The 12,094-nt window shown below is 58.6% G+C and carries 10 protein-coding genes and 1 pseudogene; 8 read left to right on the top strand and 3 right to left on the bottom strand.

The annotated features are described in order from the left end of the window. The 3 genes and pseudogenes from A5774_RS11465 to A5774_RS03845 form a co-directional block, all read left to right on the top strand. Window positions 1-269: pseudogene (locus A5774_RS11465) on the top strand (ABC transporter permease); the annotation flags it as partial. Between the two features lie 45 nt (window positions 270-314). Next, the gene (locus A5774_RS03850; protein ID WP_064833454.1) at window positions 315-1,100 is read left to right on the top strand and encodes an ABC transporter ATP-binding protein; all 786 of its coding nucleotides are present in this window, start codon (window positions 315-317) and stop codon (window positions 1,098-1,100) included. A 44-nt stretch (window positions 1,101-1,144) separates the two neighbouring features. Continuing rightward, window positions 1,145-2,089 carry a glycosyltransferase gene (locus A5774_RS03845; RefSeq protein ID WP_064833452.1) on the top strand — a complete coding sequence of 315 codons (945 nt, stop codon included), beginning with the start codon at window positions 1,145-1,147 and terminating at the stop codon, window positions 2,087-2,089. Window positions 2,090-2,165: 76 nt separating this feature from the next. Here the strand turns inward: A5774_RS03845 and A5774_RS11660 are convergent, their stop codons facing one another. From A5774_RS11660 to A5774_RS03830, 3 genes are all read right to left on the bottom strand, one after another. Then, entirely contained in the window at window positions 2,166-2,693 is a 528-nt protein-coding gene (locus A5774_RS11660) for a hypothetical protein (protein ID WP_231892335.1), read from the bottom strand. A gap of 45 nt (window positions 2,694-2,738) precedes the next feature. Beyond that, the gene (locus A5774_RS03835; RefSeq protein WP_023018545.1) at window positions 2,739-3,206 is read right to left on the bottom strand and encodes a GtrA family protein; all 468 of its coding nucleotides are present in this window, start codon (window positions 3,204-3,206) and stop codon (window positions 2,739-2,741) included. An 83-nt stretch (window positions 3,207-3,289) separates the two neighbouring features. Next, window positions 3,290-4,177, bottom strand: a complete 888-nt coding sequence (locus tag A5774_RS03830; protein ID WP_064833448.1) for a hypothetical protein — start codon at window positions 4,175-4,177, stop codon at window positions 3,290-3,292. A 45-nt stretch (window positions 4,178-4,222) separates the two neighbouring features. Between A5774_RS03830 and A5774_RS03825 the strand changes: the two genes are divergently transcribed. The 5 genes from A5774_RS03825 (at window position 4,223) to A5774_RS03805 (ending at window position 12,093) form a co-directional block, all read left to right on the top strand. Further along, window positions 4,223-4,471 (top strand): hypothetical protein, encoded by a 249-nt coding sequence (locus A5774_RS03825; protein ID WP_021353564.1) that lies wholly within the window; start codon window positions 4,223-4,225, stop codon window positions 4,469-4,471. A gap of 8 nt (window positions 4,472-4,479) precedes the next feature. Continuing rightward, the gene (locus A5774_RS03820; RefSeq protein WP_064833446.1) at window positions 4,480-5,895 is read left to right on the top strand and encodes an FAD-binding oxidoreductase; all 1,416 of its coding nucleotides are present in this window, start codon (window positions 4,480-4,482) and stop codon (window positions 5,893-5,895) included. 66 nt (window positions 5,896-5,961) lie between these two features. Then, entirely contained in the window at window positions 5,962-6,723 is a 762-nt protein-coding gene (locus tag A5774_RS03815) for a decaprenylphospho-beta-D-erythro-pentofuranosid-2-ulose 2-reductase (RefSeq protein WP_064833444.1), read from the top strand. 30 nt (window positions 6,724-6,753) lie between these two features. Further along, window positions 6,754-8,667, top strand: coding sequence for a galactan 5-O-arabinofuranosyltransferase (locus tag A5774_RS03810; protein WP_023018548.1), 1,914 nt, complete (start codon window positions 6,754-6,756; stop codon window positions 8,665-8,667). Between the two features lie 90 nt (window positions 8,668-8,757). Then, complete coding sequence (locus tag A5774_RS03805; protein ID WP_197490245.1) at window positions 8,758-12,093, top strand: arabinosyltransferase domain-containing protein; 3,336 nt, start codon at window positions 8,758-8,760, stop codon at window positions 12,091-12,093. Window position 12,094 lies beyond the last annotated feature (1 nt).

The following is a 12,094-nucleotide window of genomic DNA, read 5'->3' as shown; positions in this document are numbered from 1 at the left end:
CAAGGACCCAGCTGCTGTTTTATGTCACCCCCATCGTGTGGACGGTGCGCACGCTGGAAGAACAAGGCGGCGACGGTATCGAAGGCCCAGCCCGCCTGGTGGAGCTGAATCCACTATTCCACTACCTCGAAATCGTCCGCGGCCCGCTGATCGGCCAGCCTGTCGACGCCTACCACTGGTGGGTTGTGCTGGGCTGCACCGTCGCCGGATTTGGTCTGGCGTTGCTGGCGATGAAGCGCTGGCGTTTCCGCGTTAGCTACTGGGTTTAATTTAGCTGGGTTTCATCCTGCGGGATTGTTTAAGGAGTTTCCACCATGGTCTCAATCGATACCTACAACGCCTGCGTCGATTTCCCGATCTTCGATGCCAAGTCGCGCTCACTGAAAAAAGCAATGCTGTCCACCGCCGGCGGCGCGTTGGGGAAAAACGCCAGCAACACCGTCGTCGTCGAAGCGCTGCGTGACGTCAACTTGCACCTGCGCGAAGGCGACCGCGTCGGGCTCGTCGGCCACAACGGCGCAGGTAAATCTACCTTGCTGCGCCTGCTGTCCGGCATCTACGAGCCCACCCGTGGCAGCGCCGATGTTCGTGGCCGCGTCGCGCCTGTTTTTGACTTGGGCGTGGGCATGGACCCGGAGATTTCGGGTTACGACAACATCATCATCCGCGGGTTGTTTTTGGGCCAGTCGCGCAAGCAGATGGAAAAGAAAATGGACGAGATCGCGGAGTTCTCCGAGCTCGGCGACTACCTGCGCATGCCGCTGCGTACCTATTCCACGGGTATGCGGGTGCGCTTGGCGCTGGGTGTGGTCACGTCCATTGAGCCGGAAATTTTGCTTCTCGACGAAGGTATCGGCGCCGTGGATGCCGCCTTCATGGCCAAAGCCCGCGTGCGCCTGCAAGAGCTGGTCAAACGCGCCGGTATTTTGGTGTTTGCTTCGCACTCCAACGATTTCTTGGCGCAGTTGTGCAACACGGCGTTATGGGTGGACAAGGGCGAGATCCGTTCCGTGGGCCGCGTGGAGGACGTCGTCGAGGATTACGAAGGCGTCGATGCCGGTAATTACGTGCGTGATCTGGTACGACGCTTCCAGAGTTAAGCGTTTCCAGAGTTACCCCCAACCTCAGCAATAGGATGGATCCCATGACAGCTTCTTCTGCTTCGCCAGAGCCGGCCTCTACGTCGTCGCTACACCGTACAGGTACGACCGCCGCGGTGATCGTGACCCACCGGCGTGCCGAATTATTGCGTGCCTCGCTTGAGCAGGTGGTTGCGCAAACGCACCCGGTTGACTGGATCATCGTCGTCGACAATGGAGCGGAAGCTGCGGTGGAAACGCTTGTCGACGAATTAGCTGGCGCGCGTGGCCACTATTTGCCGAGCCACACGAACCTAGGTGGTGCCGGCGGTTTCGCTTATGGTTTTCTCACGGCCCTCGCGCTGGGCGCGGATGCCATTTGGTGTGCCGACGACGACGGCCGCCCCGCCGATAAGCACGTGCTGGACAAGCTGTATTCCGTGGCCGAATCCCACGGGCTGCACCAGGTCAGCCCAGTCGTGTGCAATATCAACGATCCGCAGCGCCTGGCCTTTCCGCTGCGGCAGGGCCTGGTTTGGCGTCGGCGCGTGGACGAGTTGGACGGCGAGTTTTTGCCGGGCATCGCCTCGCTGTTTAACGGCGCGCTGATTTCGGCTGCCGCCATGGAACAGATCGGTGTGCCGGATTATCGTCTGTTTATCCGTGGAGATGAGGTGGAATACCACCGCCGCCTGGTCAATTCCGGTTTACGTTTTGGCACGTGCCTGACCGCGGCGTATTTACACCCGGATGGTGCCGACGAGTTCAAGCCGATTCTCGGTGGCAAGATGCACACGCAATTTCCCGATAATCCAGGAAAGCGATTTTTCACATACCGCAACCGCGGTTATATCTTGTGGCAGCGTGGAATGAAGAAGCTATTGCCGCAGGAATTCGCCCGCTTTGGGTGGTTCTTCTTGGTGCAGCGCCGTGATTTCGCTGGTTTTAAAAACTGGTTGCGCCTGCATAATCGGGGACGCACGGAAGATTTCCGTCGACCTCAGGGCTAAGAAAACTGTTACCTGGGCTTTGCAGGTAGCGCCATGACACCGCTGTCGGCTGCCCGGGCCGGGAACATCGATTAATTTAGACTGTCCAAGGTTTGCCGTAGTTTATATCTGGGCTGCTGGCATGAGGAAACGGGGCAAGAAGATAAGCACTCATCCAAGGACACGGAACCCTCCAGAGATGAAGATCCTGCCGATTCCACACTATGTCACCATATTCCTCTCCGGTTTCAGCTTGCGCTGGCCAAGGCCGTGGCACACCCACATAATTCATTGGAATAGTGGCTCTACGCCCCACCGGATCCATCCACTCAAAGTCTTCCTCCCAGCCCTCGCAAGTAATACCACTGAAATACACAAAAACTTCTTTTGGTGTGCCGGAGACTTCGTGAGGATTTTCCAGGATTAATTCTTCATACCAAATATCATGCTCAACTTGTTTACCTTTTTCTATCCAATCCAACACCTCATTTTCACTAAAACTGGCGCCAGCTAGGACCTGCTTACCCCACCTCATATCCATATTATCCAGCGGCTTTCGGTTGACATAAGCTAGAAAAATCTTGTCAGGTGGAGCAGGCTGCAAAGTATTTTTCATTGATTCCATTGACTCCATCAAGGAACCTCACAATCTGACGTTGGGGGTTGCGCGTTAAATCGGCTCAGCGTTTTTAAAAATGAACAGGCGCTGCACGAAGAAGTTGATGACCGTGGCAGTACCCTGCGCGATCACGAACGAAACCGCCAGCGCAATCGAGTCTGCCCAGCCGAAAACTTCCGAAAACAACTCGAAAAGCAGGCGCGAACCACCGACGTTAATCAGATACGTCATCGTGTACAGCAACGCCACCGCCGCGAAGCGTCGGAAGGATTTCTGCGCCCGGAACGTCCACGCACGGTTCAACAAATACGCCGTTAGCGTGCCAAAAATAAAACCAACGGTACGAGCCCAAAACGGAGCCAAGGCTTCCAGGCCGATCTGCAGAATCCACGTCAACGAAAAGTCCACGATCGCGGCAACGATGCCCGTGAGCAAGAATTTCAGCGACTGCGTCTGCAGCTTCTTCGAATCATCCACCGACGACGAACGCAACGCCTGTACCGCGGAAAACTTAGGCATGAAACTCACTCGACTTTCTCGGCAAACAATCTGCCAGCAACGGCAAAACCAGCAACGGCAAACAACAACTGCACAGATCCTACCTAACCGGCAGCATCGGCACCGCGCAACACCACGCGATACACATCCAACCGGTCCACCGGCGCCACCGCCGCCACACACTGTGCCAACACGGCAAGCGAATCCGCGCACAACTGGCGTGGCTTAATGCTTTGGCCTGTCTGGCCTGTCTGGCCTGATTGCCCAGAATGCCCCAGCGCAGCAAACAACACCCCAGCGATCTCGTCGGTCATTTCCGACCCACCCATGCACGAAAGGCCCAGTACACAAGCCCAAAACGCTTCCCTGCGCCGCGGCTCGGTTTCCAGCGGCAACTGTTCCAACCGCGCGCGCACCTGCGCATCGACCGTGCACTCTCGGCGCACATCAATCGCCTGCAACAACGGCACCAGATCCGTCACGCCGGAACGGCGAATCAACGCCCCAACTTCCGGGTTTACCTCCGCCAACACCTGATCAATGGCATCCGGCCCCGTCAACTGCGCGTTAATCGCGGTGAGATCAAATTTACTGCCCAAAAACGAGCCCGAGCCGCCGACGCACAACGCCACCGGGGTTTCCTTATCGCGCGGGTACGTCTCCACGGTCTGTAACTGAAAGACCCACAGGCCCCAGTGAAAATTCAAACCGGCGTGCTCGCGGCCCAGGTATTCACCAACCAGATGCTGTGGGTCGAGCCGGGAGGTTTCTACACGCAAGCTCGTCGGCAAGCGACCCGTCGTCGTGAAGTGCCAGGGGGTTTGCTCATCACGCAGATCAAAACAAGTGGCCAACACGTCGGCAAGCTCCGCCAAATCCAGGGATTCGGAGACCCCGATATGGCGGTGAATTTCATAATCGTCACGCACCAGGGAAGCCCGCACGATGACAGTCCGCTCCCGCAAATACACGACGTTGCTGTGCCTGCGCATACGCCCCAGGGTAGACGAGCAGGCCAGAACACGTAGGCTTAAAGCATGTTCGGAAAACGGAAAAAAGACTCCTATGACGCCGAAAATGACCGTCTGAACGGCTCTTATATTGCATCGCAGGAAACCAACCTGCCGCTCAATGAGTTCATGACGCGACTGTTCGCCGAGGAGCTTCCCATGCTGGATAGCACCTCCCGGCGCGAGGTCTATCGCCTGTTGCGCGAATACGACGGAGACACGATCACCTCACAGGACGAGTTGCCTGCCCCCATCCGCCATTTGATGGACTTATAGTAGTAATTATGGAATTACACACCAGCGAAGCCACCCTGCACGGCTGGGGCCGCACTGCCCCAACCCGCGCGCAAGTTCTGAGCACGGAAGACCTCGACACCATCGTCGCGGCCGTCAAGCAGGTTGCCGACGACAACGCTGACAAGCCCGACCACCTCAAGCGCGGCGTCATCGCCCGCGGCATGGGCCGCTCCTACGGCGACCCGGCCCAAAACGCGGGTGGTTTGGTCATCGACATGCAGCGCTTCAACAAGATCCATTCCATCGACCCGGACACCGCCTTGGTGGTCGTCGATGGTGGCGTGACCCTGGATCAGTTGATGAAGGCCGCCCTGCCGTATGGCCTGTGGGTTCCCGTGCTGCCTGGTACGCGCCAGGTGACCATCGGTGGTGCGATCGGGCCGGATATTCACGGCAAAAACCACCACTCGGCTGGTTCTTTTGGTGACCACGTCGTATCCATGGACCTGCTGGTAGCCAGTGGCGAGATCCTGACGCTGAAGCCGGAAGGCTCCGAGGATGATCCAGACGGTGAGCTGTTCTGGGCAACCGTCGGCGGCATGGGTTTGACCGGCATCATCGTGCATGCAACGATCCGCATGACCAAGACCGAAACCGCGTTTTTCATTGCCGATGGTGATTTGACCAGTAACTTCGACGAAACCATCGAGTTTCATGCCGACGGCTCCGAGACCAACTACACCTACTCCTCGGCGTGGTTCGATGCCATCAGCCCGGAACCGAAACTAGGCCGCGCCGCGATTTCCCGTGGCAGCTTGGCGACGTTGGACCAGCTGAAAGAGCTTTCCCCGAAACTGGCGAAGGACCCGTTGAAGTTCAGCGCACCGCAGCTTGTGACCGTGCCAGATATTTTCCCAAACTTCACCATGAATAAACTGACGATGAAAGCCGTCGGCCAGGCTTGGTGGCTGAAATCCGGTGAATACCGCGGCCAGGTGCAGAACCTGACGCAGTTCTATCAGCCGCTGGATTTGATCGGCGAGTGGAACCGCGGCTATGGTTCGCGCGGCTTTTTGCAGTACCAATTCGTGGTGCCACGCGAAGCCACGAGTGAATTGAAGTCCATCGTCCGTTCCATCCAGGCCTCGGGCCACTACAGTGCACTGAACGTCTTCAAGCTCTTCGGCGAAGGCAACCGCGCTCCGTTGTCCTTCCCGATGCCGGGCTGGAATATTTGTGTGGACTTCCCCATCAAACCGGGCCTGGGGCACTTCTTGGACGAGTTGGACAAGCGCGTGCTGGATTTCGGCGGCCGCTTGTACTTGGCAAAGGAATCGCGTACCTCGGCGGAGAAATTCCACCAGATGTACCCACAGATGCAGTCGTGGTTGGATACCCGTAATCAGATTGACCCGACCGGCGTGTTCGCTTCGGATATGTCGCGTCGTCTGGAACTGCACTAAACCCACAAGCTACGCTAAGCCCACAAGCTGCACTAATCCCCAAAGATTTTTAAGGACCCTATTTTTATGTTGAATGCTGTAGGTCAAGCCCAGCACATTTTGTTGCTCGGCGGAACCAGTGAAATTGGCGTCGGCATCGCCCGCGAATTGCTGGCGGCCGGCCCAGCCAAGGTCACTCTGGCTGCGCGCAAGGATTCGCCGCGCGTGGCTGATTCTAAGCGCACCCTGGAAAATGCCGGTGCCAGCGAGGTCAACGTCATTGATTTCGACGCCACCGATTACGATTCCCACCCAGCCGTGCTGGAGGAAGCATTCGCTACCGGCGATGTGGATGTCGCGGTGGTTGCCTTCGGCACCTTGGGCGACCAGGAAGAATTGTGGCAATCCCACGAAGCCGCGGTGGCTTCGGCCCAGGTGAATTACACCGGCCCAGTGTCGGTGGGCGTGGCACTCGGCCAGAAAATGCGCCAGCAGGGCCACGGCACCATCGTCGCGTTGTCGTCGGTGGCGGGTATGCGTGTGCGTCGTTCCAACTTCGTCTACGGTGCCGCCAAAGCAGGCATGGACGGGTTCTACGTCAACTTGGGTGAAGCCCTGCGCGATTCCGGCGTGAACGTGCTGGTCGTGCGCCCAGGCCAGGTGCGCACCAAGATGTCGGCGGAAGCCGGCGAGGCGCCACTGACCGTCAACGTCGACGACGTCGCCAAGGCCACCGTCGAGGCGATCAAAGACGGCAAGGACAATATCTTCGTCCACCCGCTGTTCCGCTACGTCTCGCTGGCGTTCCAGTTCATCCCACAGGCGATTTTCCGTCGCCTGCCGTTCTAAGCTTCCTGCCTGCCCGACAAGAAACCCTGAATGAACAAACCAGACCAACTCACCCGGCCCCAGATTTTCACGGCCCTAGCCTGCACGGGGCTGGGCAGTTTTGTCGTCGCACTCGTCGCCTGGATCATCCTGGATCGAACGAATCTACCGGCTTTTAATACCTCTATGGTCACCCGCGCGCTGGCCACCGCATTCGCGGTCGGCTTGCTCGTGCTGGTGGCCGTGTTGTTGTGGCAGTGGCGCAAAACTGACAACCGCGCACAGCCCCAATGGCGTACCGCGCTGACTTACCTAGTCAGCTATCTCTCGCCTGCCGGGCTGACCATCGCTACGCTGGGTATTCCGCTTTCTGCCACTCGCCTGTGGCTTGACGGCCTGCAAGTAGACCAGCTGTTCCGCACACAGTTCCTCACCCGCACCGCCACCAACTTGGGCTACCAGGACATGAATTACCTGGATATGCCCACTTACTACCCGCTGGGCTGGTTCTGGGGTGGCGGGCGTTTGGCGAACCTGCTGGATATGCCCGGTTGGGAGGTTTATCAGCCGTGGGCGCTAGTGTCCTTGGCGACGGCCGCCGCGCTGCTCGTTCCCGTGTGGCAAGCCTTAACCGGATCGTTGCCCCTGGCGACGACTTTGGCGCTCGCGAATACTGCGGTGACGCTTTCTATGGCGGCAGATGAACCTTATGCTGCCATCGTCGGCATGGGTATCGCTCCGGCGGTAGTGATGGCTGCCCGCGCAGTGCGTGGCTCCTGGTTGGCTGTCGCTGGTGTGGCGGTCTACCTGGGAGTTTCCGCCACAATGTACACGCTGTTCGTCGGCGTGACTGCACTGATCACCATTGTGCTGACCATCCACTATTTCTGGACCAGCCAACCGGGTCGGCGCAACCTCGGACCGTTTATCCGCCTGGCGGTCATGGGGCTGGGCTCTATGGCTATCGCTGCCATCTCATGGGGCCCATACCTGTATTTGGTAGCCACGGCAGACTACAAACCGTCGTCAGTCGCTCAGCACTTCCTGCCGTCCGAAGGAACGCAGGTTCCGCTGCCATTTTTCGAGTTTTCCGCGCTCGGCTTCTTCAGCTTGCTCGGCTTGCTCTACTTGGTGCTGCGCAGCAAGCGCCGTCCGTTGTTAATCGCCACCATCGTGCTCTACGGCTGGGTGCTGGCCTCAATGTTGATGACGCTGTTGGGCTCCACGCTGCTGGGCTTCCGCATCGAACTACCGATCGCACTGATCTTGTCAACCGCAGGCTTTTTCGCCTTCGCCGATGCCGACCGCACCGCGGTGGTGCGCTTTTTCGAGTCTCGGAAGCTCACGTTGTCCGCCCGCCAGCTCTCCGGCGCTTTCACAGTGCTACTGGTAGCAATCAGCATTGGCTATGCGCAGCAGATTTCCGTAACCAACGAAGATGAAATTGACCACGCCTATACCGACACTGACGGCTACGGCGAACGCGCCGACCAATTCGCCCCAGGTTCGGCGAAATACTTCCAGAAGATCGTCGCGACGCTCGGTGCTGCAGGCCACTCCCCACAGCAAACGGTTGTGCTAACCGACGAAAACCTGCTGCTGTCTTATTACCCGTTCTATGGGTTCAATGGTTTCACCTCGCACTATGCCAACCCGATGGGGCAATTCACAGAGCGCAACGACACCATCAAGCATTGGGCGGAAGCGTCATTCGAAGAGCTTTCCGACCCCCAGGATTTCGCCGCCGCTCTGGAGGATGAGCAGTGGAAGGGCCCGGATGTTTTCGTCTTCCGCGGCGATAAAAACGACGAGGAATACAAGACGCACATCGCGGTGGATCTGTACCCGAATAACCCGAATGTGGCCTATCAAGGGGTATTTTTCAACGCCGAGGTTTTCGCAGACCAAAGTTTGTGGGATGTCGAACAGATCGGGCCTTATGTGGTGATTAATCGCACCAAGTAAGCACACCCAATAGTGCGCTGGTCACATGGGCCAGAACAAGGGCCCAGTCAAGACCAATTTTCGGCTGCGGCTGGGCTAAACTGACACGTTGTGTCACCTCAACCTCTCAACCCCCAGTCAGTCGGAACCGAGGAATCAGCACAGCGAGCAGCCAGTGCCCACAGCGCCTCGAACCCCACCGCAGCCGCACATGCAAAAAAGCTCCAACTCACGGCGATCATCACCGGCGTCGTGGGCTTTTTGCTGTTTATTGCCACTCCGCTGCTGCCGGTCACCCAAACGCAATCCTCGTTTGCTTGGCCGCAAAATGACTCACTGAATTCCGTCAACGCACCACTGATTTCCGTGGCCCCGGAATCTTTCCATGCCACGATTCCGGTTTCTGCGCTGGATCAGCTGCGCGACGAACAAACCCTGGTGTTAGGCACGGTCCCGGAGGATTCCACTGAGGCCTCCAACCGCGGGCTATTCGTGCGTTCTACCGATGGTGGCTTGGACGTTTTTGCGCTCGACGAGGTGCTACTGAGCCTGCAGGAATCGCAGGTCGCTGCGCTTGCCGACGACGCACTGATCGATATTGCGGTTACTGCTGACGGTGCTGAGGTAGCCGTCGGCAAGCATTCCGCGGAGACGGAAGATGATCTGCGCCCGCAGGTCACCGGCATTTACACCGAGATCGAGGACACTCCGGAAAATGTGGCCACGCTGACCGCAGCAGGCCTGGATGTGGACGTGGAGATCAACTCGCGGTTTACCTCCACCCCAACGCTCGCGAAATCGCTGGCGATGGGGCTGGGTGTGTTCTTCATGGTGCTTTCGCTGATCGCTTTGGCGCGGATGGATCTGCTGGATGGCCGAAAGGACCTGCGGGTGCTGCCGCCGCATTGGTTTAAGTTGCGCCCGCTGGATGGCCTAGTGGTGGCGGTGCTGGCGTTCTGGCACGTTTTTGGTGCAAACACCTCGGACGACGGCTATATCCTGACGATGGCGCGGGTGACTGAACACGCCGATTATATGGCGAATTATTACCGCTGGTATGGCGTGCCGGAATCACCGTTTGGTACCCCGTACTACGATCTGCTGGCGCTTTTTGCTTCGGTATCCACGAACTCGCTGTGGATGCGCCTGCCTGCGCTGCTGTGTGGTCTGGCGATCTGGTGGGTACTTTCCCGCGAGATTCTGCCGCGCCTGGGCGAGATGGTGAACGAACGACGCGTGGCACATTGGACCGCCGCGCTAGTGTTTTTGGCCTTCTGGTTGCCTTTCAACAACGGTATCCGCCCGGAGCCATTCGTCGCCCTGGGAGTGGTGCTCACCTGGGTATCTTTTGAGCGGGCGATTGTGGCTCAGCGTCTGCTGCCTGCGGCGATTGGCACCTTCATCGCAACGGTCACCTTGGCCGCGGGACCGACGGGACTGTTTGCGGTCGGTTCGTTCCTGATCGCGCTGCCTTATTTGCTGCGGATTCTGTTCTACCGCCTGCAGTTGTTGGAAGGTGGCAAGCTGACGGCCGCGGCGATGATCGCACCGTTTTTGGCTGCCGGAACCATGATCATGGTGATGATCTTCAACAACCAAACCATCGCGACGGTCATGGAATCTACCCGCGTGCGCGGCGAGGTCGGTCCGTCGTTGGAGTGGTTCTTCGAGTTCGTCCGCTACCAGACCTTGTTTGAACAAACCGTGGATGGCTCGTTTACCCGCCGCTTCGGCCCGGTGGTGATGTTCGCCTGCATCGCCCTGATTCTGTACGCATTTGTGCGGGACCGGAAGATGGCGAATGGCCCGGCGTTGCGCCTGGTGTTGATCGTCTTCGTCTCGCTGTTCTTCCTCATGTTCACCCCAACGAAGTGGACCCACCACTTCGGTATTTATGCCGGTATTGCCGCCGCAATCGCCGCACTGGGTGCAGTGGTGCTTTCGCAGGTAGCGGTGCGCTCCCGGCGCGCTCGTGTGCTGTCGATCGCAGGCGTGTTGTTCCTGCTGGCGTTCACTCTGGCCGGTTGGAATGCCTGGTGGTATGTGTCGTCGTTTGGTATCCCTTGGTGGGATCGCACGATCCAGTTGCGCGGTGTCGAAGCCACCAACGTTGTGTTGCTGTTGGCTCTGATCGTGTTGCTGGTCGGCGTCGTTTATTCTTTCCGCTCACCGAAACCAGAACGCAATACGCGTTGGGCTGGTGTAATGGCGGCACCAATCGCGGTGGTTTCTGCGCTAGCGGTTGCGCTGTCGATGGCGTCATTCGCGAAAGCTTTTGTAGATCAATACCCGTCGTATTCCATCGGCAAAGGAAATCTGCAGGCGTTGACGGGGGACCATTGCGCGCTTGCCGACGACGCCTTGTTAGAAACCAATACCAATGATTCGTTCTTGCGTCCGGTTAATGGGGAACTCGGCGAATCGCTCGAGGCTGGTGACTCGCGCGGTTTCACCCCGAATGGTGTGCCTTCTGAGATCGAGCCGGATGGTGGCGATTCAGCTGCTGTCGGTGTGATCGGTGATGCCGATTCGCCAACCAGCGCGGGCCAGGGTTCGGAATCGACTGAGGAGACCCAGGACGGTAACCGTGCCGATGCTGGCGTAAACGAATCCACCATCCGTCTGCCATTCAACCTGGACTATAACCGGGTGCCAGTGTTGGGTTCGTGGGTGGATAAATCCGAGCCACAGGCAGCCGCAGAGCTGAGCACGGGCTGGTATGAACTGCCGGAACGCCGCGAGTCGGCCCCGCTGCTGGTGGTCTCGGCCGCTGGTCGCATCGCCCACCACGACATTAACGGCATCGAGCAAGAAGGCGAAGAGCTGTTGCTGGAATACGGCACCCGCGGTGCGGATGGCAAGGTCAAAAACACCAAGAAGGTGGAGATGATGGACGTCGGCCAGCGCCCGGACTGGCGCAACCTGCGCTTCCCACTGGAGGAAATCCCCGAAGACGCCGACGTGGTGCGCTTGGTGGCCGAGGACTATTCGCTGGACCCGGAAGACTGGATCGCGCTGACCCCGCCACGCAACCCGGAGTTGGAGCCGGTGAGCCAACGTTTCGACGGCGATACCCCGGCACTGCTGGACTGGTCGACGGCCTTCCAGTTCCCGTGCCAGCGCCCGTTTGACCACTACGCAGGCGTCACAGAGATCCCAGAATTCCGCGTGTTGCCGGATTCTGATGCGCAATCCCAGCTGGGCGGTTTCCAGGACTACTACGGTGGTGGCGCGATGGCCACGGCAGAAGCTGTGAACTGGTCCTATGAAATCCCCGGCTATTTGGATGGCGACTGGAACCGCGACTGGGGTGCGGTGCACAAATACGAGCTGCGACGCGATTCTGCAGGCAATGCCCCGGATGAAGCTACGATCGACTACAGCGAGCACACCCGCAGCGGTCTGTGGCACAGCTCGGATATGAAAATCCGTAAAGAACGGAGTTAAG

Origin of the sequence: Corynebacterium sp. EPI-003-04-2554_SCH2473622, assembly GCF_001665955.1 — a bacterium.
Taxonomy (GTDB): domain Bacteria; phylum Actinomycetota; class Actinomycetes; order Mycobacteriales; family Mycobacteriaceae; genus Corynebacterium; species Corynebacterium pseudodiphtheriticum.
Note: the sequence above shows the minus strand (reverse complement) of the source record. Positions and strands in the feature narration are given on the sequence as shown.